The sequence below is a fragment of the Octadecabacter algicola genome (assembly GCF_021532625.1).
Taxonomy (GTDB): domain Bacteria; phylum Pseudomonadota; class Alphaproteobacteria; order Rhodobacterales; family Rhodobacteraceae; genus Octadecabacter; species Octadecabacter algicola.
On the sequence record NZ_JAKGAR010000003.1, the window covers coordinates 700,648 to 724,673 of the forward strand.

Sequence of the window (24,026 nt, forward strand, 5' to 3'; positions counted from 1 at the left end):
AAGGGCGGTTCCCGAAGGAACCGCCCAATCTTAGTCTAACCATTCGGTTCTTTAGAATTCGAATGTCAGCTCAACAGTTGTACCGCGCTGGTAGTCGCCAGCACCGATTTCGTCTTCGTCAACATCGTCGTCGTCGATCGCGTAGGAAACGAGCAGAGCTGCACCGCCGCCGAGGTCGTAACCACCAGCAACATAGTAACGGTCATCTGTGTCGTCCTGTGTCAGGTAACCAGCGTAAGCTACGAGACCATTGCCGATGTCGTAAGAGCCTTCGAGGCCCATTTTAGCTGTACCTTGGTCGTCCTGGTAGTCGAAGGAAACAGCAGCTGGGCCGTTTTCGTATGCCAGGTTGATGCCCCAGTTGTCGTCTACGTCGCCTGCGTCGCTGTCTTCAACAACGTAGTAAGCAGTCGCAGTTACTGGACCGAATGGGTATGCAACTTTTACACCCATGGAAGATTCAGCTTCTTCTTGAGCGTATGCGACTGTTACGTCAGCGCCGGAGAAGGATGTGCTTGCGAAGATACCGAATACTTCGTCAGTTACGAAGTCGCCGTTACCCATAGTTTCGTCGATGGAAGACGCTGCTTCCTGGTACGCTGCACCAACTGTGAAGTTGCCGAATGTACCAACGAGACCGAGGGACATCTGGTCCATGTCGTCGTCGCCAAGATCGGAAACAGAAGTGCCATCGTCAGCTGTAAGAGCATAAGACAGAGCAGCTTCAACGTTGCCGTATGTCATTGTGCCTTTGAGAACGATTTCGTCAGAAGCTTCGGAGAAGCCGTCTGCTTCCATGTCGCCAGCGGAAGACCAGAGGCTTTCAGCTGCGAAGGAAGTAACACCGAAGTACATTGCAGCTGTGTCGGAAGACAAAGACAGCAAAGCATCGTCAAAGGAGAGGTCACCGGCGATGCCTTCATCGAATTCGATGTCGAATTCAACAGCAGCAGTGATACCGTTGTCCAGCTCTTGGGAGAAGCCAACACCAAGGTCTACTGTGCCGTAGAAGCCTTCGTTGTTGTCTTCGGCGCTGAAAACACCGTCCATTGTGTCGTCTGTGTTGTAGCCCAGTTCTACTGCGCCGGAGAAAGTAACTTCAGCAGCAGCTGCGCCAGCGAAGGCGACGATTGCTGTGGAAGCAAGAAGGATGCGTTTCATGTTATATTCCTCGTGTTTGCATTCTCGAGAATGCCAGTGGTTCTAGCATTGGCACTGTCTTTGCGCCCAAACCCTTGCACACTCAAGAAAATTGGCTTCGGATTTGGGACCTGCTTTGAAAATGATGCAGACGTGCCACACCATTCAGTGCCGCCCTATATAGATGACAGCGTTTGGATAACGCTCTATGTCAGAGTGAAATAAAAAACACGCAACAGTGTCAGGAGCTTACGATGACTCTGCAGGATATTAATAACCGGATTCGCGAAGCCGAAGCCAAAGCAGGCCGAAACCAAGGGGAAACCACTTTGATCGCGGTTTCCAAGGTGCAGCCGAACGAACGGGTCGAGGCGATTCTTGAGGAGGGGCACCGAGTCTTTGGTGAAAATCGTGTGCAGGAAGCTGCAGGAAAGTGGCCGCAATTCAGAGAAGCCTTTGATGACATCGAGCTACACATCATTGGGCCGCTACAAACCAACAAAGCCCGTCAGGCAATGGAACTTGCGCAGGCGATCCACACGCTTGATCGCCCCAAACTGGCAACGACCTTTGCTCGAATCGCGCAGGAAATGGGGTCCTGCCCTGATCTGTTCATTCAGGTGAACACTGGGGAGGAACCTCAAAAGGCGGGTGTTCTGCCTGCAGATGCAGATAGTTTTATCGCGGAATCGATCGCGCTGGACCTGCCTGTAAAAGGGTTGATGTGCATTCCGCCTGTAGGCGAAGAGCCGTCGTTACACTTTGCACTACTTAGAAAGATTGCGGCGCGAAATGGACTAAAGGGCCTGTCGATGGGTATGTCGGGCGACTTTGAACGCGCTGTGGCCTTGGGGGCGACGCATGTACGTGTCGGCTCAGCGATCTTTGGGGATCGTGTGCCGCCAGCGGGTTAAAGTACGATTAGGCGACTGTTTTTGCCTATGCGTTTGGCGATCCATCGCAAATCTGCCGGACGCAGGCCGATGCATCCTTCTGTTGGGTGGCCTTTCTTGCGCCAGCGGTGAATGAAGATCGCGGATCCACGGCCGGGAACCGCGTTTGGCCAGTTCCAATCTGTCACGATCACTAGATCGTACAACGGGTCCGCCCGCCTGAGCATTTCATGGCTGTGCGGATAGGGCGCGCGGACGCGTTGATTATACGCTTCGTCGTTAGAATCATCTGACCAAAGATCACGAGGGTGAATAGGTTCAGCCCAATTCACGGGTTTGTTGATGCGATCAGGCCGATACAACATTCCGACAAGGCGGTGGGTCCCGCGCGGTGTTGCGCCATCGCCCTCTACCTTGTGATCGCTGATTCCACCTTTCCCGATTGAACACGGAAAGCCGCGGTTCATAAATCGAAGGTGAGTTGGTGTGACGACAAGATCATTGGGCTTCATGTCAAAAGAAAGAACAGAACGGATCGTCTTGTTCAAGCGGGCTAGCTGGTCATAGGGTGCGGAAAGGGGATCAAGATGCCGACGATTGTTATTGGGACGACGCTACTAGCGGCCCTGCTGCATGCGACATGGAACGCCTTGGCCAAAGGAGCAGCCGACAAACATTTGAGCATGGCGGGCGTTATTATCGGCCATTTACCGTGGGCGGTGATCGGGTTGCTGTTCGTACCGATGCCCGATCTGTCTTGCTGGCCCTATCTACTAGGCTCTTTGGTTTTCCATTTTGGGTATCAGGTGTTCCTGTTGAATTCCTACAAGATTGGCGACCTTACCCAAGTTTACCCCGTTGCCCGTGGAATTGCGCCTTTGATCGTTGCGATGGTGTCGGTGTCATTGCTGAATGTCGTCCTTGGCTGGCAAGAGGTTATGGCGATTGTGCTGATTGGCACGGGGCTGTTGTCGCTGGGATTGGTGCGCAGTACGGCTGGGGCCAGAAACCCCAAGGCGGCGTTGTTGGCCGCTATCACGGGCTGTTTCATTGCCGGCTATTCGTTAATTGATGGGTTGGGTGCGCGCGTTGCTGGCACGGCAGTTGGGTTTTACGGATGGTCAGCGATTGGCAATGCTGTTGTCTTTGCCGCGTTCTTACGGGTCAACCGACCAGGAACGCTGTCGCGGCTCTGGCCGGAAGGGCGATTTGTTTTGATCGTCGGCGGGCTGGCGTCTTACTGCGCTTATGCGCTCGTGGTGTGGGGATTCATGCAGGCGCCCATCGCCTTGGTCACGGCTTTGCGGGAATCATCTATCATTTTTGCATTGTTCATCGGAGTATTCTTTATGAGGGAACGCTTGGACCTGATGAAGGTCTTTGCAACGTTCACAACAATCATTGGTGCAGTGCTGTTGCGGTTCGCGCGTTAAAGCAGATGACCGGATTTTTGGGCCTTGGTGGCCAGATAGTTGGCGTTGTGTTGGTTCTTACCAACCATAAGCGGCACACGTTCGGTCACTTTTAGGCCGCAGCTTTCTAGTTTGGCGACCTTGGCAGGGTTATTCGTAAGCAGGCGCACCTGAGAGAATCCCATCTTGCGCAGAATTTCTGCGCCGATGCGAAAGTCCCGTTCGTCGTCTTCAAACCCAAGGCGGTGATTGGCCTCAACCGTATCAAACCCTTGATCCTGCAACGAATATGCGCGCATCTTGTTTGCAAGCCCGATCCCGCGACCTTCTTGGTTAAGATACAAGAGGATACCGGCGCCTTCGGCCCCCATTTGCGCTAATGCACCCCGCAATTGTGGGCCGCAGTCGCATTTCAAGCTGCCAAGGACATCGCCTGTAAAGCACGCCGAATGCAGACGGCTGAGAACGGGTTTTGAGCGATCGGGCGCGCCGATCTCAATGGCATAGTGTTCCTCTGCGCCATCATCAGGTCTAAAGATATGCACACGGCCTGCCTCTGAGGCGTCCATCGGCAATCGCGCCGCGATAACCGGATCAAGGGGCGACAAAGCGGACGAAAGCACCGAATTCGTTGTCAGGTGCGTCAGATCATGTTGAAGCGCGAAAGCCATTCCGTTTGCGACAGGCGCAACGACGCATGCGGGAAGAAGGTGTGCAGCCTTAGCCAAGGCGATGCCAGCGCGATGTATCTCTGAAGCACCCTCACGTTCGGTCTTGAAGGGACCTTTCATTGGGTTTTTCAGATCGTCGGCGGGGTCGGCTATGGCTTGAACCCACTCCAGATCAGCAGAGTTGGGCAGGACGACTCGCGCAAGATCACGGTCATAGGCCGGAACCTTTAGCGTTGCAGCACGGTGATCGGTGATAGTGACAACTGCGCCCATTTTAATAAACTCGACCAACCTTAATTCAGTCAGCGTTTCTGCGGCGCAGACCAGTGCACTACTGGTTCCATCAGATATGACAACAGGAACACCCATGCGCAGATCGGCGCGAGCGCGGGCAAATCGTTCCGTCAGGTTGGGTGCAAATGTCATATTTGGCCTTTGTCTTTCCCCATCCGATACCCTTATCCGTTAGAAATTGAAACATTTCCCCTGCATCTGACACGACGGCGTGAGAAGTTGCCATAAAACTTGCGTGAAGACGTATCTCAACACATCTGTCATGTAACGAAGGAGATACCAGTAATGGCACAGCTTAAGAGAATTCTACTCGTCGATGATGACGAAGACCTGCGCGAAGCGCTGGGTGAACAATTGTTGATGACCGAAGATTTCGATGTTTTTGAAGCCGGCAACGGCGCGGAGGCTATGACGAAATCAAAAGAAGGTCTTTATGATCTTGTTATACTGGATGTCGGGCTTCCTGATACTGACGGCCGCGAGCTGTGTCGCCTGATGCGCAAACAAGGCGTGAAATGCCCGATTGTGATGTTGACTGGACATGATGGCGATAGCGACACGATCCTTGGGCTTGATGCTGGGGCCAACGACTACGTCACAAAGCCGTTCAAGTTTCCTGTGCTTTTGGCGCGTATTCGCGCACAGTTGCGCACGCATGAGCAATCCGAAGACGCAGTGTTCACGCTGGGGCCATATACGTTCCAGCCAGCTCAGAAATTGTTGGTGACTGAGGACGAAAAGAAGATTCGCCTGACGGAAAAGGAAACAAATATCCTCAAGTTTCTTTACCGCGCCACCGAAGGGGTCGTTGCTCGCGATGTGCTGTTACATGAAGTCTGGGGCTACAATGCGGGCGTCACGACGCATACTTTGGAAACCCACATCTATCGCTTGCGCCAGAAGATCGAACCCGATCCCAGCAACGCGCGTCTGCTTGTTACAGAAAGCGGCGGTTACCGACTGGTTGCATAAGTTCCCTTGGTGATGGGGTTACATCACCACCTCCCTGTTGGACTTGCCCCGGCCTTATTGGTCGGGGCTTTTTTTGTTTCGGCTTTACCGCGCTAACCCGATCGACTGAGCGGCCAGCCTTCAAACCTCTCGAGGGATTTATAGCAAGATGAATGGTGGGCTGGCTGGCAAAGCAGGGATGAACTGGGCTAGGGTCGCGCAAAATCAGGAGCACTCCCATGTCATTTACCCTTGCCACTTGGAATATCAACTCTGTGCGTTTGCGCGAGGGCCTAGTTGCCCGATTGATGTCTGATGAGGCCCCTGATGTGCTGTGTTTGCAAGAGTGTAAGAGCCCTGTCGAAAAGATTCCGCTCGAGCAATTTCAAGCGCTAGGCTATCACCACATGGTTGCGCGTGGTCAAAAGGGTTATAATGGCGTCGCGATCTTTTCAAAGATGCCGATTGAGGAGGCCGGGGCCGAGGACTTCGCGTCGCTCGGTCATGCTCGCCACATTGCGGGACGGCTCGAAAATGGCGTTACGGTCCATAATTTTTATGTGCCTGCTGGTGGTGACAAACCTGACCGCGAGATTAATGAAAAATTCGGCCAAAAGCTCGATTACCTGACCGAGATGCGGGACTATTTTCATGCCAACGCGCCCGAGAAATCGATCCTTGTCGGAGATTTGAACATCGCCCCACGCGAGGATGACGTTTGGGACCACAAAAAGCTGCTCAAGGTCGTTAGTCATACTCCTGTCGAGGTCGAAGCCTTGGCTGACGTACAAGGCGCAAGCAATTGGGTTGATGTGACTCGCGCCGATATTCCGGACGGCAAGCTGTACAGTTGGTGGAGCTATCGCGCACGCGACTGGGATGAGGCTGACAAGGGCCGCCGCTTGGATCACGTTTGGGCAACACCTGATATTGCCAGTGCGGCCCATTCGAGCCGAGTCGTTCGGGCTGTGCGCGGGTGGGAACAACCAAGCGACCACGCACCGGTTTTTGCAACGTTTGATCTCTAGTCCTTGACGGCCCAGCTGAAGTAGGTTGGGTCAGCTGCGCGCATATCATTATAGAGCCACACCATCCGGTCGCAGAACCAGAGTTTACCGCCAACAACGAGCAGAGCGCCTGCGGTTGTCCAGCCTAGATCAAATACCCAAAGCCCGTAGGTCAGTGGGCCAATGCCAATCACGGAAATCGCTGTGAGACCTTTGGCCCAGTGCAGGTGATGATCTGGCACAGGAATCGCCTTTCTATTTAAAAAGACCCGTTCTCCGTAGGTCACTTTTGCGCCCCACCAAGCAGGATTTTTGGGCCCTGGGAAAAGGCGCGGGTTGGCCCAGATAAATACAGCGAAGGCGGCCAGCAATGCCAACGTCCACCAGCCAAAATACAGGCGAAACCACAAGACCATGAATATGATCGGCCCTGTCGCGATCCGTGTGTAAATTGACCATGGTCCGGCATGACGCGCCCAAGTCGTTTCATCCATCTTCATCAGACGTTCGGCAGCTTTGAAAATATCCATATCAGATCGTTGCAGAGGGCCTGTGGCAAGACAACCCTTGGACTTCGGGGCAGTCTTGCCCATATAGGCGTCAGATTAGACGCGGTATTTCGGAGATGACGATGCTTGAACTTGGTGGACAGCCTGCAGAGGCAAACGATTTGATAAAAGATAGCGGTGACGCAACCTTTATGCAGGACGTTGTTGAGGTGTCCAAAGAGGTCCCCGTCATCGTCGACTTTTGGGCGGCGTGGTGCGGGCCTTGCAAAACGCTTGGTCCGATCTTGGAAGAAGCCGTCAAAAAGGCCGGTGGTCGTGTCAAAATGGTCAAAGTTGATGTCGACCAGAACCCTGGTATCGCGGGCCAGTTGCAGATCCAGTCCTTGCCCACGGTTTATGCATTCTTCAACGGTCAACCGGTTGACGGATTTCAAGGCGCGCTTCCTCCGAGTGAGGTGGATGCCTTTGTAACAAAGATTGCCGATCTTGCGGGTGAGCCTGACAATGGATTGGCCGATGCAATCGAGGCCGCAGAGACCATGTTGACCGATGGCGAAGCAGGTGATGCTGCTGAAACATTCGCGGCGATCCTCGAAGAAGACAACGCCAATGCTGCGGCTTTTGGTGGTTTGATTCGCAGCCATTTGGCGCTGGAGCAAGTCGAGGAAGCTGAGGCCGTGTTGAACGGCGCACCTGCAGAAATCTCCGATGCACCTGAACTTGAGACCGCTCGTGCGGCTGTTGAACTGGCCAAACAAGCAGCAGATGCGGGGCCAGTTGCCGAGTTGACGGCGGCTGTCGAGGCGGATGAAAACGATCACCAAGCGCGGTTTGATCTTGCGGTGGCGCTGCATGCGTCAGGGGATAGTGAAGGCGCTGTAAATCAGTTGCTGGACCTGTTCCGTCGTGATCGCGACTGGAATGACGGCGCCGCAAAGACGCAATTGTTCACGGTTTTTGATGCGTTAAAGCCAAATGATCCGGTTGTTTTGGACGGGCGCAGAAAACTATCGTCTTTGATATTTGCCTAAGCGCGGGTTTGGCTTAGGTTTGAGGGAATGAAAAAGCACCCTGACCTACCAGATGTAATTCCGATCTTTCCTTTGCCGGGAGCGTTGCTGTTGCCGCGTGCGCAGTTGCCGCTACAGCTCTTTGAGCCGCGCTATCTGGCGATGCTGGATGATGCGATCAAGACGGATGGTCGTTTGATTGGTATGGTGCAGCCCAATGGCGAAGACCGATTGCATGCGATTGGGTGTGTCGGTCGTGTGACGTCGATGACGGAAACTGAAGATGGCCGCTACATGATCACGCTTTCGGGGGTGTCGCGGTTCCGGATCCGCGAAGAGGTCGAAGGCTTTGCGCCTTATCGTCGTGCAAATGTCGATTGGGCCGGGTTTGACGCTGATTTGGGTGCCGAAGAGAACGATGCTGGATTGGACCGCGATGGTTTGATGGCAATCTTGGAGCGATTCTTTGAGAGCCGCGGGCTCAGTACCGATTGGGACAGTCTCAAAGAAGCGCGGCCGGAACTGTTGATCAATTCGCTTTCGATGCTTTGCCCGTTTGAGCCGGAAGAAAAACAAGCTTTGTTGGAGTCTCCGACATTGATCGCACGGCGGGAAACGCTGGTTATGTTAATGGAGTATGCGCTGCGCAGTGGCGAAAACGACGGGACGTTTATGCAATGAATGACACTGAAAAAACTTTTAATCCAAAGATGTTGGAAGCGTTGATTTGCCCGCAAAGCCAAGGTCGATTGTCTTATGACGCTGAGACCGACGAGTTGATAAGTAAATCGGCAAATTTGGCCTATCCGATACGCGCTGGGATTCCCGTGCTGTTGATCGACGAAGCGCGCGTAATCGAAAAGGATTAGCCCTTCATAAGGCTCGGCAAGTCACCAGTTAGGCCTGCGGCCTCTCGGATAAAGCGGCGGCGTAAGTTTGGGGACGAGTTGACGATCCCCATGCCAATATCGCGCGCTGCCCTGAGCAACGGGTTATCGTTTGAAAACAACTTGTTGAAGGTGTCTGTGGCGGCTGCAAGTGTGGTTGTGTCGAAACGCCGCCATTGCTCATAGCGTGCAAGGACAGCTGGGCTGCCAATGTCTTCGCCGCGCATTTTACCGTCTCGCAAGACATCGACCAAAACAGCAACATCGCGCAGGCCAGCGTTCAGTCCTTGGCCCGCGATCGGGTGAACGCCGTGCGCTGCATCCCCAATAAGAGCGATACGATCTGCGATGAACCGTTTGGCCAGAGTCAGGTTCAACGGGTAGCTAAACCGCTTGCCAATCACCGAGATTTCACCAAGAAAGCTGCCGAACGCCGGGCGCAATGCACTTAGGAATTCATCGTCATCTAGGGCCATGATCTCAGCAGCACGGGCATGGGTTTCTGACCAAACGATCGAACAGCGGTTTCCCGTCAACGGAAGAATTGCCAAAGGCCCGTTTGGCATGAAGAACTGATGTGCGATCCCACTATGCGGTTTGTCATGACCAACGGCACAAACGATTGCCGTTTGCCCATAATCCCATCCATCGCGTTTGATGCCGGCCCGTTCCGCGGTGCCACTTTTGCGTCCGTCAGCCCCGACGATCAGTTTGCCAGTGACCTCATCGCCAGACGCCAGCGTGACCGTGCCACCAGACTGCGCGATAACGGTATCGCCGGAAATTTGCGTGATGCGGTCCTCGGCGTCCATAGCGGCCAGTATTGTTTGTCGCAGATAGCGATCTTCGCACATGTAGCCCATGGGGCCTTCTTCGATCTCGGCGTGGTCGAAATGCATCATCCACGGGGCAGGGCCGTTGCCCGCAGTTCCATCTGTGACCTTGATTTCAAGCATCGGTTGAGCATGTTCTTTCAACCCGTCCCAAAGCCCAATGGCACGAAGCAGACGCATGGATGCCAACGCTAACGCGTATGATCGCCCGTCAAAATCGGACAAGGCGCGTTCTTGTGTTGGCAACGTGTCAATCACGGTGCAATGCAAGCCGATTTGGGCCAGCGCCAACGCGAGGATCGGGCCGTTTAGACCACCACCAACGATAATGATATCTGTGTTTCTATTCATGGGCGCACTATGCGTGCTCGTGCGGGATTGTCCATGCGTGGGATGGTCGCTACCGTCGTTTCAAACACGGAGGCAACGATGCAAGATTGGTTATGGGCGACAGCTGCAGATTTGGGGCGCGGAATTGGTGCGGGTGAGATTGACCCGGTAGATCTGTGTGAGACATATCTAACGGCGATTGACGCCCATCCACTACGCGACCGCATCTATGCCCGTGTCACCCACGATCGGGCCCGTTCTGAGGCAAAAGCGGCATCTGATCGTGCCAAGGCTAAACAGCGACTGTCACCCTTGGATGGTGTTCCAGTTAGCTGGAAAGATTTGTTTGATACTGCAGGCGTTGCGACGGAAGCTGGAACCGCGTTGATGGAAGGGCGTGTTCCTGAAAAAGATGCCGAGGTCCTTCGCGTTGCGACGGGCATGGGCCTTGTTTGCCTTGGCAAAACCCACATGACGGAAATTGCCTTTAGTGGCTTGGGGCTAAACCCGATTACGGCCACACCGCCTTGTGTGAATGATGCCGACGCAGTGCCCGGAGGGTCGTCTTCTGGAGCGGGCGCAAGCGTTGCGTTTGGTTTGGCGGCGGCGGCTGTTGGGTCAGATACAGGTGGGTCCGTCCGTATCCCGTCAATGTGGAACGATCTTGTTGGACTGAAGACGACCCATGGGCGGGTGTCTGTCGAAGGTTCTGTCGCATTGTGTCACGGGTTTGATACCGTTGGTCCGTTGTGCCGATCCGTCGAAGACGCGGGCCTGATGCTGGCCGCACTTGAGGGCACGAAATCGGCTGATTTGGGTGGCGCGTCGTTAAAGGGCAAGCGTTTTGCGGCGCTGCAAAACGTTGTGATCGCAGAAATGCGCGATGTGCCTGCTCAGGGTTACGCTCTGGCCCTCGAAAAACTGAAAGCTGCGGGGGCGGAAATCGTGCCCATTGAAGTGCCAGAATTGGATCGTGCATTTGAAATGTCTGGCCCGCTTTTCACAGCCGAGGCCTATGCGAATTGGCGCGACTTGATCGAACCCAACCCAGAGAAAATGTATTGGCAAATTTTGAACCGCGTTATGCCGGGCAAAGATGTGGCGGCGCATGACTACATTGCGCTTTGGCAGGAATTAGAAGGTATTCGACAGGCCTATTCCAAAGCGACAGCGTCTTTTGATGCAGTAATCATCCCTGGATCGCCGATTATGCCGCCCAATGCAGATCGCTTGCTGACGGACGAAGGCTATTACCTCAGTGAAAATCTATTGGCCCTTCGGAATACTCGGGTCGCAAATTTAATGGGACTTACATCTATTACGTTGCCGACGGGCGTGCCTTCTGTTGGCGTAATGTTGAACGGCCGCCCCGGATCAGAGGAAGCTTTGTTGCGGATTGGCAAAGCTGTCGAAGCAGCGCTGGCCTAAAAGCCACACAAGTTCCCGCAATCGCGTCCTTTTTCTGGACACTGGTCTATTGCTCAGGCTAATTTGGTCAAAAGCGACCCGCCAATGAGGTCGCGAATTGAGGCAGTAATGACGTACCCCGAGCGGTTTTCGAACCTACCGGCCTATGCGTGGCCGCGCTTGCGCGCCTTACTCGACGTCCATGAAGCGGGCGGCGACCCGATAAACATGACGATTGGCGAACCTCAGCATCCGTTCCCGTCTTTTGTGGCCGATATCATGGCCAAGACCATTGGCGAATTTGGGAAATACCCAAAGAATGAAGGCGCTCCAGAACTTTTGGCGGCAATTTGTGGCTGGATCACGCGGCGTTATTCGGTGGACGTAACACCTGATCGTGTGATGGCTTTGAACGGCACGCGTGAAGGTTTGTACAACGCTATGATGGCGCTTTCGCCGGAATCCAAGAACGGTAAGAAACCGGCTGTGCTGATGCCTAATCCGTTTTATCAGGTCTACGCGATTGCTGCTTTGTCCGTGAATGCCGAACCCGTTTTTGTACCGGCAACTGCGGCGACAGGTCACTTGCCTGATTACGCATCGCTCGACACCGAGGTGTTAGACCGCACAACGGTAGCTTACATTTGTAGCCCCGCGAACCCGCAGGGCGCCGTTGCGACGCGGGAATATTGGACACAGTTAATTACTCTCGCAGAGAAGCATGATTTCATGATCTTCGCGGACGAATGCTATTCAGAAATTTACCGAGATACACCCCCGATGGGTGTGCTTGAGGCTGCAGCAGACACAGGTTGTGACCCTGAACGCATCGTTGCGTTCCATTCGCTTAGCAAACGATCCAACCTACCAGGTCTGCGATCCGGCTTTGTGGTGAGTGGGCCCAAGAACATGGCGGAGATCCGTCAATTGCGCGGCTACGCAGGTGCGCCATTGCCGATGCCCATTCAACGGGTATCCGAGGCTGTTTGGTCTGACGAAGAGCACGTCATCGAAAACCGAGCCTTGTATCAGGCGAAATTCAACGACGCGGATGAAATCTTTGCAAAGGTGAACAGCTACACGTCACCCGAAGCTGGATTTTTCCTTTGGCTTGCCGTGGAAAATGGCGAAGCCGCTGCATTGAAGTTGTGGCAAACGACCGGCGTTCGGGTTTTGCCCGGCGCTTACCTGAGTCGTCCGGATCCGGCAGGGGATCCTGGCGCGGAATATATACGGGTGGCTTTGGTCGCCCCAAGAAAAGAAACACAGCGTGGTCTGACCCTGATCCGCGACTGTTTGTATACGTGAGGAAACAGGCACATGGCATCTTATCAATCTCGGCAACGCGACCCGCTCCTCGACAGCACCACGCAAGCGGCAATTGAAAAACGCGGACGCGAACTGGTCGGTATTGGTCTCTTTGTTGCTGGCCTGATGGTCGCCATGATGTTGTGGTCTTATGCGGCGGACGATCCGAACTTTATGTCGGCTACGGATGCACCAGTGCAAAACTGGTTGGGCCGTCCCGGTGCCTCTTTTGCTGCGGCCTTGTTTATGATTGTGGGTTACGCGTCTTGGATGTTGCCGATCGTGCTGATGGCATGGGGTCTACGATTCACAATGCATTACGGCCAAGAACGCGCGATTGGGCGGATGATTTTTGCGCCGATCGCGATTGCGGTTACCGCGATTTATGCGGCGACGTTGAATACTGGCGCCGGTTGGGACGAGAGCTTTGGGCTTGGCGGGCACTTTGGCGACATGGTTCTGTCGATTTTGTTAACAATCCTTCCGTTCGGAACAACGTTTGCTGTGAAACTGATGTCGTTGGTCATGGGCTTGGGGGTGATTGCGCTGATGGCATTCGCGCTGGGCTTCACGATGTTTGAACTTCGCAAGCTGGGCCGTTTCCTTTTGGTTGGTTTGATCGTCGCCTATTCTGGCGTGCTTAAGTTGCTCGGCCAAACAGCGTCGGCATCTTATAAAGGTGCACAAGCCTTTGGCAGCCGTGTACAGGAACGCCGCGAAGTATCGCGCCAGGAAAAAGCCGAGTATGAGGCCGAGCTGGCTGCTGCTCGTGCTGTGCCTGCTCCAAACCACGCCGAAGAGACCGCTCGTGTGGCCGCTGTCGTGCGTGCGAACCCTGCAATGCCGACCCGTTATGAGGACTTTGATCCGATTGAATCGGACGTCGCTTACACGGCGCCTGCGACGCGGGATAATGTTGCCGCCGCGCCATTGGCCGCACCTGTACGCGCCGCTGAGCCGGAACAAAAATCCGGTTTGTTCGCGTCCTTGTTGAAACGCAATGAACCGATGCCGGAACCCGAACTGATTGAAGAGCCAAGCGTCGATCACGATTTGCCAGTGGGCGACAACGACCGCATCAGTGCGCGTATCGCATCTGCTGTGCGCAGCCGGTCCGGTCAGCCTCAAGAAGTGCAGATCGCGACGAAACCGGGTGTGAACCCAGCAATTACTGCAGCGATCGCAAGCCGTATGGAACCTCTCGCGGAAGCACATGCAGCGCGCGTTGAGCCGCCTGTTGCAAAGCCAACTGGGCCGCGTCCGCTGGTTCTGAACACAGAACAGCAGGCCGCTGTAGAAGAACAAGCGCCCATCGCTGATGCACCTATGGCTGAGTTCGTTGAAGAATACGTCGAGCCGTCCATGGAATATATCGCTGCGGACATCGCCCCGATTGAGACACCTGCGGCAACGTTTACCCCGGCCGCCGTGCCTGTTCCAGAAGCCAAGGCCGTTGTCCAACATCCTCCGCGCAAACCCGTTCAGCCCTCTCGTCAAGCCAAAGCCGAAGCGCAGCCTGCGTTGAAGTTCGACGATAACAAAAGACCTGCGTATGAAATGCCGCCGCTTGGTCTTTTGGCCTCACCGGAGGCGATCACGCGTCATGTCTTGAGCGACGAAGCGCTCGAAGAAAATGCGCGCATGCTGGAAAATGTTCTCGATGACTACGGTGTTAAAGGGGATATCGTTTCGGTACGCCCGGGGCCTGTTGTGACGATGTATGAGCTTGAGCCTGCCCCAGGTTTGAAAGCGTCCCGTGTGATCGGTCTGTCCGATGACATCGCACGTTCCATGTCGGCGCTGTCGGCCCGTGTGTCCACAGTGCCAGGCCGGTCTGTGATCGGTATCGAACTTCCGAACGAGAACCGTGAAATGGTTGTACTGCGCGAAATGCTGAGTGCCCGTGATTTCGGCGATAGCAGTATGAAACTGCCGTTGGCGTTGGGTAAAGATATCGGTGGCGAACCGATTATCGCCAACCTTGCCAAGATGCCTCACTTGCTAATCGCCGGTACGACTGGGTCTGGTAAGTCCGTGGCGATCAACACGATGATCTTGTCGTTGCTTTATAAGCTGTCGCCGGAAGAATGCCGGATGATCATGATTGATCCGAAGATGCTGGAACTTTCTGTTTATGACGGCATTCCGCACCTTTTGTCGCCTGTTGTGACCGACCCGAAAAAGGCTGTTGTGGCCCTGAAGTGGGTCGTGGGCGAAATGGAAGAACGCTACCGCAAGATGTCCAAGATGGGCGTGCGGAATATCGACGGATACAATGGTCGCGTAAAAGATGCGCTAGCAAAGGGCGAGCAGTTTAGCCGCACCGTTCAGACGGGATTTGATGATGATACGGGCGAACCGGTGTTTGAGACCGATGAATTCACACCGGAAATTCTACCTTATATCGTCGTTATCGTAGACGAGATGGCCGACTTGATGATGGTCGCTGGCAAAGAAATCGAAGCCTGTATTCAGCGCCTTGCGCAGATGGCACGTGCGTCGGGTATCCACTTGATCATGGCGACACAGCGTCCATCGGTTGATGTTATCACCGGTACGATCAAGGCGAACTTCCCGACACGGATTTCGTTCCAAGTGACGTCAAAGATCGATAGCCGCACCATTCTTGGTGAGATGGGTGCTGAACAACTGCTTGGTATGGGTGACATGCTTTATATGGCGGGTGGATCCAAGATTACCCGTGTCCACGGACCGTTCTGTAGTGACGAAGAAGTCGAAGAGATCGTGAACTATCTCAAGGCTTATGGCCCGCCGGAATACATGAGCGGCGTGGTTGAAGGACCTGCTGAGGAAAGCGCAAGCAACATTGATCAGGTTCTTGGTCTTGGTGGCAATACAGACGGTGAAGATGCACTGTATGATACGGCCGTGGCGATTGTGGCGAAGGATCGCAAGTGCTCGACGTCTTATATCCAACGCAAACTGTCGATCGGCTATAACAAAGCTGCGAAACTAGTGGAGCAGATGGAAGACGAAGGTGTCGTTAGCGCAGCCAACCATGTTGGTAAACGCGAGATTTTGATCCCAGAGCGTCAGTAATTACAAGAACATACCATTTAAAAGAGCGGGGCCATTGGCCCCGCTTTCTTATTTGTGGACTTGGGTGAAGTTATCCTGTGTCACGCACCAATCGGACATAATTATAGATCCTTTGAGCATCCCCTTGTGGACCGTTGCCTTCGGGATAGTCCGCAGGATCGCCGATTTTTGGGTCCGAGCGCTGTGCACCTGCTCCATGCACATCAGTCCATACATCATCGAAATAGCCCATTGCGCGACCGAAGCTTACGTAAGCGCCCGCTGATCCTGGTGTGTCCGTCCAGTTTACATGGGTGGTTGAAGACCAGACGAAGGGATAATCGACCTGACCGGCCTCATTTGTGATTTCCGTAGTTTCGAAAATGGGGTCGATGGCGGGTGTGTCCGTAGTATCAGGTGAACGCGTGTAATCTACCAGATCCTGCAGCTCTTTGATGTTTGGTAGACGCCAATTATCGTAGCCCAGATACTCGGCTTCGTTTTGAGCTTCGGCCCAAGCCAATGCCGCTTCCCATGTGATGGCATCACTGTTGTCGGCTTGGCTCCACATGAGGCCGGTTGCGGTATCACTCACAGTGCCGTCGCCGTTATCGACAAAGGCATTGTCGCCGTAACCCGTGTCACCACGCACATACATAATGAAAAACGTCTTGTCCTGACCGTGTAGCTCAAGGCCGTACCCTTTGATCCTGCCATCGGCAAAGTTCACACCAAAAAGGGTCGCGTCCTGTGTTGCATTGGTGCCGTAGACATAGACGGTGTCGGACGCCATTTGTGCATCAATAATCCGTTCGCCTGCTTCTGTATCGCCGTATGCAAAATCGAATGCGTTGCGATCGATAAAGGGGATCAAACCGGAAGGATCGTCGCTTTCGTATCCACTTGGATCAACACCATCGAAGTTCATCAATGAGTACATTTCCGTGATCGTGGGCAACCGCCAATCGTCATATCCGGCAAGGTTGAACGTTTCAGCACCTGTGAGAGCGTCTTCAAAAGACAGTTTATCGGCGGCATCGATGTCACCGTCTCCATCAAGATCAGGAGTCTTCACCCACATAAGGCCGGTTACGTTGTCTGTAACGGTACCATCGCCATTATCTGTATAGCTCGCTTGCGGTCCATCATGTTGGGCGTCCTGTCCAGAAAAGGCGGCGCCAGTGGTTGGACAGGCAATCAGGCCTGTATCGGAATAGCAGGCGGACTGGCCGGTATCTGGAATACGGTAAGTGGTTTCGGCAAAGAGCACCGCGGGAGAAACCAACATAGTTGTCATTAAGAACCAATCTGCGCGTTTCATGGGATATCCTTTTGGGAAATGGAACTGGTTATTCCTCGCTTTCATCTCATGTTGGGGAGTGGTGAACGTTGACCTTGATCAAGGCTCGCGAAAGTTTCCAAGATTTGGTCTGCTATCTCATATCAATGGGCGCGATATCGCTTAACTTTCAGATGGGAACCATGTTTTTGGTACACGGCGGGTGCAAAATGTGGCTGCCACGATTAGGTAGAGGTTTATGAAAAGAATTACGCGTCGACTTTGTCTGATGGCTGTCCCCCTTGCGCTTGCAGGGTTCGCAGCTTCCCCGTCTTTGGCTCAGCAACTTTCGTTGGGGCAGGTCTCGACCTATCTGAATTCGTTTGTCAGTGCTGAAGGTGAGTTCACCCAGATCAATGCTGACGGAACGATTTCAACTGGGACGATCTACATCAAACGTCCGGGGCGGGTTCGCTTCGAATACAACCCACCAGAAGAGTCTTTGGTTGTGGCTGGTGGCGGCCAAGTGGCAATTTTTGATCCTCGGTCCGATTCTGGGCCAGATCGCTATCCGTTAAACCAGACGCCGCTGTCGATCATTCTGGAACGCAATATTGATCTGACGCGCACGGATATGGTGACAGGTCACACCAGCGACGGCACGACAACCACCGTTACGGCGCAAGACCCAGCGCATCCGGAATACGGCAACATCCGGATGGTGTTTACATCCGACCCTGTTGAACTGCGCCAATGGATTGTAACAGATGACACGGGGCAGCAAACAACGGTTATTCTAGGCGATTTGGCAAAAGACGGTCGAGTGCCGGACATCCTGTTCAACATCAACCGTGAGATGCGCAACTGGGGGAATTAACCCCCCCAGCCCAATGGAGCATGTACCAAACAAAAAGCACGCCCGATTAAGGCGCGCTTTTCTGTTCGTTGCAAAAGTTGTTTAGCGGAACTGACGGCAGGTTCGTAGCTGCGCATCATACATGACGGCGCGGTCGCGAACTTCGCCAGCGATCCGTACCAACCAAGGTTTGCTGCGATACGTGCCGCGGCGCCAACCGGTACGACCATCGTGATAGGCGAGGTACTGGTTGTAGGTGTCATCCAGGGCGATTCCATTTTCACGAACCGTAAGTGACATATACCAACCCATGAAGTCGGTCGCGTCAGCGATGTTTGTCCGGTTGGACCCACGGCTGCCTTGTTCACGGACGTATTCATCCCAAGTGCCATCCAGTGCCTGAGAATAACCCAACGCTGAAGATTGACGTCCCGTCGGTATGACACCCAGCGCGTATTGGTGGGGTGGGCGGTTGTCAGAGATAAACTTGCTCTCTTGATAGATCATTGCCATCAGCACGTGAGTTTCCACGCCCCAGTTTCGTTCAGCCTGTTTAAACGCACGCACATAATGCGGGCGTTCCGTTAGAATTGCACAGGCGTTATCCAGATTGCGCGGCGCAGCACCGTCCCGGGCGCCGCAGCTCCCCAAGATTAACAGTAATAGGCTCACGCGAAAGAAATTGCTCATCTGCCTCTCGCTTATTTTTATATATTATTGGGGGCAGTTTAGCGGATGAGGAGCCGTCTGGAAACAGCCTTCAACGCAGTTTTAGATCACAAATGCGAGGATAAGCGGTAAAGTGACCACCGACATAAGTGTTGAGACAACGACGAGTCCTGCAACATTGTCCGCATCTGCCCCGTATTTTTCGGCCAAAAGGTAGGATGTGACGGCCACTGGGGTCGCGATTTGTACCACAAGGACTGCCAGGGCCGTCTTATCGAGCCCGAACCAAAGCCCTGCCACCACTGCGCAAGCGACACAAAGAACGGCCTTTAGCGCCGACAGCAACACGGCCAACCCGAAATTTCCAGGCTTAAGGCGTGCAACGGCGACGCCGAGAGTGATCAACATCATCGGTATGGCCATTTGGCCAATTAGATCCAGCGCATTGGTTAGGAAAACCGGTGTTTCCCAGCCCTGCCACAAGAAAACTGCACCTGCGATCGTGGCGAAAACCATGGGTTCTTTTACGACTTTAACAGGTGACCCTCCGCCAGACACAAGCCATATCCCAAAGGTGAAGCTGCCGATTGCCATTACTGCGAATACAACGACAGCATATCCAAGGCCGATGTCTCCAAAAGCAAACAGGGCCAATGGCAAGCCGAGGTTGCCCGTGTTCCCAAAGATCAACGGCGCAAGAAACGTCCGTTGATCCAAACGCCCTGCCTTTACCAAGGCCCACATCGCGACAGTCACAAGTGCATAAGCGACCAAGCTGGCCAAGGACAGCGCGCCAAGTGCCGCTGCGTCAATCTCGGTCTGCATCAGAGCCACGAAAATCAGGCAAGGCACTGAAAGGGTCATTGCGAATCGCGTAACAAATTCAACGCGATACTCGAATCCGAGTTTGACCCATCCAAACCCGACTGCCGCTAATAGGAAGACAGGAGCGACAATTTCCAACACGGTTAGGGTGAGTTGCACAGTTTGTTTCCTTAGTTTTTTCCGTGACCGCATGGACACTGGGCGGGGTGTTTGTCTAGTAACGGGTAAGGGGCCAATTATCTATGCTGAAGACACGCGCGAAATATCATTTGGGGCAAATCGTCCGTCATCGCAAACATCCGTTTCGTGGTGTCGTTTTCGATGTGGACGCGATGTTCGCCAATACTGAAGAATGGTACGAGGCGATCCCAGAAGAGGCGCGTCCGCAAAAGGACCAGCCGTTTTACCACCTTTTGGCGGAAAACGATCAGTCACATTACGTGGCCTATGTGTCCGAGCAGAACTTGGTTGCGGATTATTCCGGTCAGCCCGTGGATCACCCCGATCTGGATGATCTGTTCGGCCCGTTCGAAGATGGTCAGTATCCGCTGCACTTTCAGCTGAACTAGTCTTGGGGCTTTCGGCTCCAGAAAAACAATATCCCACCAAAGCTGAAAAGCGCCGCGTTAATCGCTGCGTCTAGTGTCGCGTCTGGCACACCGTTCAACGCGTCATTTACGGCTTGGCCACATAGGATGCCACCCGCGATCATGAACGCGAGGCCACCGGTGCGGGCAAGACGTTTCAGTAGGGCATCAATATCCAAGGGCGATCCCATCCTTGCGTGGGTCTGACGCCCCTTCGAGCATGCCATCGCTGCGCAGCTTAATCGCCTGTGCGCCACCAATTGGGTCTTCAGCGCGGGTCACGACGTGACCCTTGTCCATAAGCGCTTGCGCAACGCTATCGCTATAACCAGTCTCGACGTTCAATGCCCCTTTGTCGGCGAAGGAGCGCGGCGCGTCGATTGCTGTTTGGGCGTCCATGCCAAAGTCTTCCATGTTCGTTAGCATCCGTGCGTGACCGCAAGGCTGATAGGCGCCTCCCATCACACCAAACGGCATTTCGATTTTATCACCGCGTTTGACCATCCCTGGGATGATCGTGTGCATGGGGCGTTTGCCACCGCCTGCCTCATTGGGGTGACCCTGTTCCAGCGTGAATCCCGCCGCGCGGTTTTGAAACAAGATGCCGAATTTATCGGACGCGAGGCCTGACCCAAAGGAGTGGAAAATCGAATAGATCATCGACACACACATGCGGTCTTTGTCGACCACTGTGATATAAACCGTATCTTTGTGAACGGCTTCGGCCCCAGGTAAAACGGGTGAAAGGGCCTTGTTAGGGTCTATTAGTCCTGCCAGCTGCGCCGCTGTATCGGCTCTTAGCATATGGTCCAACCGCGTGGTGTGATCAGGGTCGGCAATAACGCGGTTGCGGGTGTCATAGGCCAACTTGGAAGCCTCGGCTTCTAGATGCGCCCGCGCTGTCCCCATTGGGTCTAACCCCGCGATATCGAAATGCTTGAGAATGTTAAGAATCAAAATCGCGGTGGCCCCTTGGCCGTTGGGCGGATGCTCGACCAGTTCGATGTCTTTGTAAGTGCCGTTAACGGGGGTGGTGTAATCACAGGTGACACTCGCAAAATCATCTAACGTATGCGTGCCGCCTGCTGCGTTCAGTGATGTGACCATATCTTCGGCGACTTCGCCTTCGTAGAACCCTTCGCGGCCATCCATCGCTACACGGCGCAATACATCGGCTTGCCCGGGTGCGCGAAACTTTTGCCCGACGGTGAGGGGTTTGCCTTGCGCCGTGAAGTGAGTGCGACCCGCGCCGTGCAATGTCGCATTGGATTGCGTGTAGTCAAACGCGACGCGCGGAGCGACTGGAACGCCTGCATCCGCGTAATGAATCGCTGGGGCGAGAACTGCTTTGAGTCCAAGTTTTCCGTGGTCCTTTGACAGGCGGATAAACCCATCCATCGCTCCGGGGAGGCTAATGGCATGTACCGAATTGAGCGGCAGAACATCCATGCCCTCAGCCCGCAATTTAGCCGCCTCCAACCCCGCAGGTGCGCGACCCGAGGCGTTTAAGGCCTGAACAGTGTCTGAACCTGCTTCGTTGAACAGACAAAAAGCATCGCCACCAATCCCTGTAGATTGTGGTTCGCAAATGCCCAGCAACACCGCGCCGGCAATGGCGGCATCCATTGCGTTGCCGCCCGCTTCGAGCATTTGAATCGCGACCTTGGCTGCAAGGGGATGAGATGTTGCGCAGATGCCGTTTTCTGCAATCACAGTGGAGCGGCCTGGTTGTTGGAAATTACGCATAATGCCTCCGGATGTTTTGAAGACCGTAGCACTCTCGTCGTGGTGTGGAAGTGTGCAATTTAGATAGTCCTCGACGCCGCGCACTGGGTGGGGGCTATTACACGCGACGCCGAGGTGAGCTTATGCAGCTACAAGTCAAAGTCTGACTTTAGATTCGGGTGGGCATTGGGAGAGATTACGACCGATTTATGGTTTTTCTTGCTTAACAAATCGCCGCTGTAGCCCAATAGTGCAGAAACCTTCCGACCGACAAGAATAAGGCCCGAAATGCCCGACTATAAATTGCTTTCCAAGACGATCCAAAGCCTCACGGATGGTGAAGACGACGCTGTCGCGTTAATGGCGACCATTGCATGTGAAGTTCACCACAGTGACCCGCGCTTTGATTGGACGGGGTTCTACCGAGTGACAGCGCCGCAGATGCTCAAGATTGGGCCCTATCAGGGTGGACACGGCTGTTTGCAGATTCCGTTCTCGCGGGGTGTTTGTGGGGCGGCAGCCCGAACAGGCGACGTCCAATTGGTCGCGGACGTTGAGGCATTTGAAGGGCATATCGCCTGTGCGAGTTCGACACGATCTGAATTGGTCCTGCCGGTATTTGACAGATCGGGCGATGTGATCGCGGTTTTTGATATCGATAGTGATCAGCCTGACGCATTTACCCAAGAAGACGCGGATCAAATGGCAGCGATTCTTAAGGCGGTTTTCGGGCAGCTTTAGCTGTGGTGAAAAAAAGCTTTGAAATTTCACGAAGGCATGACAGGGTTTCGAAATAAGGAGCCTGCCGCAAGTGATTCACAACAATCCGTCAGAAAGCCGTACTCTCGGGGCTGATATTCGCGCCATTCGAAAGACGCGTGGAATAACGCTTACGGAATTGGGACAAATACTCGACCGGTCTGTTGGTTGGCTGTCACAAGTTGAACGGGATTTGTCGGAACCATCTATTACCGACTTGCGCGATATTGCGCGCGCACTTGATGTGTCTGTTTCAAGCCTTTTCCGATCTGACGCCCCTGATCATGAACAGGGTATGATCGTTCGCGGCGATGCGCGGCGCCCAATCGGGTCCCGCGCGGCTGGGCTGGTTGAAGAACTTCTATCCCCCGACCTCACCGATGACTTTGAGATGGTGCATTCTACTTTCGAAGCGAGGGCCGAGATTTCCGATCCTGTTATCCGCCCAACTCAAGAAGTCGGGTACATCGTGTCCGGGAGGCTGGACCTTAACATTGCGGGCAGGACATTCAGCCTTGCTGCGGGTGATAGCTTTCGAGTGCGGGGGGAACCGTTTCGATGGATGAACCCTTACGACGAACCTTGTGTCGCGATCTGGGTTATCGCCCCACCGGTGTATTAGGGGCAATGCGCAGAGATGACATTTGAGGCATGGACCATATTCGCGTTGTTTTGGCTGGTGTTTGTCACAACCCCAGGGCCGAACGCGGTGAACTGCATCAGTACTGGCATGACGCGCGGTGTTTGGCGTAGTCTTCCAGCCGTCGCGGCGATCCTAACACAAGCCTGCTTGTTCTTGGCGCTTTCAGCGCTCGGCGTGACGGCGCTGTTGGCAGCATCAGAGGTCGCGTTCCAAGTGGTTAAGATGATTGGGGCAGGCTTTTTGATCTACCTAGGCTTGCGGGGTTGGGTTTTGGCGAAACGCCCAGCGCCCGTCACCACGCAAACCGCGGGCGGGATCTATTGGCGCGCATTGGCGATTGCTGTGATCAATCCCAAAAGCGTGGCTGGGTACCTTGCCGCTTTCAGTCAATTTGTTCAGCCTGATGTGCCGATCGGCCCGCAGATGTGGGTGATTGTTCCAACGGCGCTCACGCTTACGGCGTTCAGTTACCTAACCTACACAGCGCTTGGCGCTGGTTTGGGTCGTGCGGCGTTAGGCGCTGTTTTTAATGTTTGGTTTCGACGTGTCATGGCCACCTGTTTTATCATTTACGGTGTCTTGCTTGGCACGTCTCAACCGATAGGGAGAGCCTGAGATGTTGAAAGGCAGCTGCAATTGCAAAGGCGTAACCTTCAGCGTCACAGATGGGGGGCAAAGCGTAAGTGCTTGTCACTGTGGTCAGTGCCGAAAGCAATCTGGCCACCATTGGGCGTCAGGCTACGCACCGCTTGAGAACTTCGAAATAAGCGGTGACGTGCGCTGGTATGAGGCAAGCCCCACGGCCAAGCGCGGTTTTTGCCCGACCTGTGGCTGCTTCTTATTCTGGAAGGCGCACGATGAAGACGGAATGAGCTTTTCCCTCGGCGTGATTGACGGGCCGACAGGACTGAAACTGCAAAAACACATCTTTGTCGCGGACAAGGGTGACTATTACGACATCGCGGACGGTGTACTGCAAAAGGAGCACTAAA

At 54.2% G+C, this 24,026-nt stretch carries 26 protein-coding genes; 16 read left to right on the forward strand and 10 right to left on the reverse strand.

Annotated features, from left to right (window positions below; translation table 11 throughout):
• Positions 1-51: 51 nt before the first annotated feature.
• The gene (locus L0666_RS14640) at positions 52-1,161 is read right to left on the reverse strand and encodes a porin (protein WP_235262117.1); all 1,110 of its coding nucleotides are present in this window, start codon (positions 1,159-1,161) and stop codon (positions 52-54) included.
• Positions 1,162-1,394: 233 nt separating this feature from the next.
• Between L0666_RS14640 and L0666_RS14645 the strand changes: the two genes are divergently transcribed.
• Positions 1,395-2,054 (forward strand): YggS family pyridoxal phosphate-dependent enzyme, encoded by a 660-nt coding sequence (locus L0666_RS14645; protein WP_235262118.1) that lies wholly within the window; start codon positions 1,395-1,397, stop codon positions 2,052-2,054.
• On the opposite strand, the gene L0666_RS14650 is transcribed toward L0666_RS14645, so the two are convergent.
• Entirely contained in the window at positions 2,051-2,545 is a 495-nt protein-coding gene (locus tag L0666_RS14650) for a L,D-transpeptidase family protein (protein ID WP_235262119.1), read from the reverse strand. The two genes, L0666_RS14645 and L0666_RS14650, sit on opposite strands and share 4 nt — an antisense overlap.
• 75 nt (positions 2,546-2,620) lie before the next feature.
• Between L0666_RS14650 and L0666_RS14655 the strand changes: the two genes are divergently transcribed.
• A complete protein-coding gene (locus L0666_RS14655) occupies positions 2,621-3,466 on the forward strand; it encodes a DMT family transporter (protein WP_235262120.1) in 846 nt (281 codons plus the stop codon).
• Here the strand turns inward: L0666_RS14655 and ribA are convergent.
• Positions 3,463-4,542: a GTP cyclohydrolase II gene (gene ribA / locus L0666_RS14660; protein WP_235262121.1), complete on the reverse strand. Its 1,080-nt coding sequence runs from the start codon at positions 4,540-4,542 to the stop codon at positions 3,463-3,465. The genes L0666_RS14655 and ribA overlap by 4 nt on opposite strands.
• A 153-nt stretch (positions 4,543-4,695) precedes the next feature.
• Here ribA and L0666_RS14665 point away from each other — a divergent pair, with 153 nt between their 5' ends.
• Both L0666_RS14665 and L0666_RS14670 read left to right on the forward strand, forming a co-directional pair.
• Entirely contained in the window at positions 4,696-5,382 is a 687-nt protein-coding gene (locus L0666_RS14665; RefSeq protein WP_216035747.1) for a response regulator transcription factor, read from the forward strand.
• A 218-nt stretch (positions 5,383-5,600) separates the two neighbouring features.
• Positions 5,601-6,389, forward strand: coding sequence for an exodeoxyribonuclease III (locus tag L0666_RS14670; RefSeq protein WP_235262122.1), 789 nt, complete (start codon positions 5,601-5,603; stop codon positions 6,387-6,389).
• Here L0666_RS14670 and L0666_RS14675 read toward each other — a convergent pair.
• Positions 6,386-6,898 carry a DUF6653 family protein gene (locus tag L0666_RS14675; RefSeq protein ID WP_235262123.1) on the reverse strand — a complete coding sequence of 171 codons (513 nt, stop codon included), beginning with the start codon at positions 6,896-6,898 and terminating at the stop codon, positions 6,386-6,388. The genes L0666_RS14670 and L0666_RS14675 overlap by 4 nt on opposite strands.
• A 101-nt stretch (positions 6,899-6,999) precedes the next feature.
• On the opposite strand from L0666_RS14675, the gene trxA reads away from it, so the two are divergent.
• The 3 genes from trxA to L0666_RS14690 are packed head-to-tail and all read left to right on the forward strand — an operon-like array spanning position 7,000 to position 8,756.
• Complete coding sequence (gene trxA, locus L0666_RS14680) at positions 7,000-7,908, forward strand: thioredoxin (RefSeq protein WP_235262124.1); 909 nt, start codon at positions 7,000-7,002, stop codon at positions 7,906-7,908.
• Positions 7,909-7,935: 27 nt separating this feature from the next.
• A complete protein-coding gene (locus tag L0666_RS14685; protein ID WP_235262125.1) occupies positions 7,936-8,568 on the forward strand; it encodes an LON peptidase substrate-binding domain-containing protein in 633 nt (210 codons plus the stop codon).
• Positions 8,565-8,756, forward strand: coding sequence for a Trm112 family protein (locus L0666_RS14690; protein WP_235262126.1), 192 nt, complete (start codon positions 8,565-8,567; stop codon positions 8,754-8,756). The genes L0666_RS14685 and L0666_RS14690 overlap by 4 nt, the downstream gene beginning before the upstream one ends.
• Here L0666_RS14690 and L0666_RS14695 read toward each other — a convergent pair.
• The gene (locus L0666_RS14695; protein WP_235262127.1) at positions 8,753-9,958 is read right to left on the reverse strand and encodes a UbiH/UbiF/VisC/COQ6 family ubiquinone biosynthesis hydroxylase; all 1,206 of its coding nucleotides are present in this window, start codon (positions 9,956-9,958) and stop codon (positions 8,753-8,755) included. The genes L0666_RS14690 and L0666_RS14695 overlap by 4 nt on opposite strands.
• A gap of 78 nt (positions 9,959-10,036) precedes the next feature.
• Here L0666_RS14695 and L0666_RS14700 point away from each other — a divergent pair, with 78 nt between their 5' ends.
• The 3 genes from L0666_RS14700 (at position 10,037) to L0666_RS14710 (ending at position 15,712) form a co-directional block, all read left to right on the forward strand.
• Complete coding sequence (locus L0666_RS14700; protein ID WP_235262228.1) at positions 10,037-11,365, forward strand: amidase; 1,329 nt, start codon at positions 10,037-10,039, stop codon at positions 11,363-11,365.
• 84 nt (positions 11,366-11,449) lie between these two features.
• A complete protein-coding gene (locus L0666_RS14705) occupies positions 11,450-12,652 on the forward strand; it encodes an aminotransferase class I/II-fold pyridoxal phosphate-dependent enzyme (protein ID WP_235262128.1) in 1,203 nt (400 codons plus the stop codon).
• 12 nt (positions 12,653-12,664) lie between these two features.
• Positions 12,665-15,712, forward strand: a complete 3,048-nt coding sequence (locus L0666_RS14710) for a DNA translocase FtsK (protein WP_235262129.1) — start codon at positions 12,665-12,667, stop codon at positions 15,710-15,712.
• A 70-nt stretch (positions 15,713-15,782) separates the two neighbouring features.
• Here the strand turns inward: L0666_RS14710 and L0666_RS14715 are convergent, their stop codons facing one another.
• Positions 15,783-17,012, reverse strand: coding sequence for an Lcl C-terminal domain-containing protein (locus L0666_RS14715; protein WP_235262130.1), 1,230 nt, complete (start codon positions 17,010-17,012; stop codon positions 15,783-15,785).
• Between the two features lie 247 nt (positions 17,013-17,259).
• On the opposite strand from L0666_RS14715, the gene L0666_RS14720 reads away from it, so the two are divergent.
• Positions 17,260-17,847 (forward strand): LolA family protein, encoded by a 588-nt coding sequence (locus L0666_RS14720; protein WP_418887992.1) that lies wholly within the window; start codon positions 17,260-17,262, stop codon positions 17,845-17,847.
• Between the two features lie 81 nt (positions 17,848-17,928).
• On the opposite strand, the gene L0666_RS14725 is transcribed toward L0666_RS14720, so the two are convergent.
• On the reverse strand, positions 17,929-18,516 hold the full coding sequence (locus L0666_RS14725; protein ID WP_235262132.1) for a transglycosylase SLT domain-containing protein: 588 nt from the start codon (positions 18,514-18,516) through the stop codon (positions 17,929-17,931).
• Positions 18,517-18,597: 81 nt separating this feature from the next.
• Complete coding sequence (locus L0666_RS14730; protein WP_235262133.1) at positions 18,598-19,479, reverse strand: AEC family transporter; 882 nt, start codon at positions 19,477-19,479, stop codon at positions 18,598-18,600.
• An 83-nt stretch (positions 19,480-19,562) separates the two neighbouring features.
• Here L0666_RS14730 and hspQ point away from each other — a divergent pair, with 83 nt between their 5' ends.
• The gene (gene hspQ, locus L0666_RS14735) at positions 19,563-19,889 is read left to right on the forward strand and encodes a heat shock protein HspQ (protein ID WP_216035736.1); all 327 of its coding nucleotides are present in this window, start codon (positions 19,563-19,565) and stop codon (positions 19,887-19,889) included.
• On the opposite strand, the gene L0666_RS14740 is transcribed toward hspQ, so the two are convergent.
• Positions 19,886-20,098, reverse strand: a complete 213-nt coding sequence (locus L0666_RS14740; protein ID WP_235262134.1) for a hypothetical protein — start codon at positions 20,096-20,098, stop codon at positions 19,886-19,888. The genes hspQ and L0666_RS14740 overlap by 4 nt on opposite strands.
• Entirely contained in the window at positions 20,076-21,653 is a 1,578-nt protein-coding gene (locus L0666_RS14745; RefSeq protein ID WP_235262135.1) for a gamma-glutamyltransferase family protein, read from the reverse strand. Before L0666_RS14745 ends, L0666_RS14740 begins: the two co-directional genes overlap by 23 nt.
• Positions 21,654-21,920: 267 nt before the next feature.
• Between L0666_RS14745 and L0666_RS14750 the strand changes: the two genes are divergently transcribed.
• From L0666_RS14750 to L0666_RS14765, 4 genes are all read left to right on the forward strand, one after another.
• Positions 21,921-22,373, forward strand: coding sequence for a GAF domain-containing protein (locus tag L0666_RS14750; RefSeq protein WP_235262136.1), 453 nt, complete (start codon positions 21,921-21,923; stop codon positions 22,371-22,373).
• A gap of 73 nt (positions 22,374-22,446) precedes the next feature.
• A complete protein-coding gene (locus L0666_RS14755) occupies positions 22,447-23,013 on the forward strand; it encodes a helix-turn-helix domain-containing protein (RefSeq protein ID WP_418887999.1) in 567 nt (188 codons plus the stop codon).
• 15 nt (positions 23,014-23,028) lie between these two features.
• Positions 23,029-23,649: a LysE family translocator gene (locus L0666_RS14760; RefSeq protein ID WP_235262138.1), complete on the forward strand. Its 621-nt coding sequence runs from the start codon at positions 23,029-23,031 to the stop codon at positions 23,647-23,649.
• A gap of 1 nt (position 23,650) precedes the next feature.
• Positions 23,651-24,025 (forward strand): GFA family protein, encoded by a 375-nt coding sequence (locus tag L0666_RS14765; protein ID WP_235262139.1) that lies wholly within the window; start codon positions 23,651-23,653, stop codon positions 24,023-24,025.
• Position 24,026: the final 1 nt, after the last annotated feature.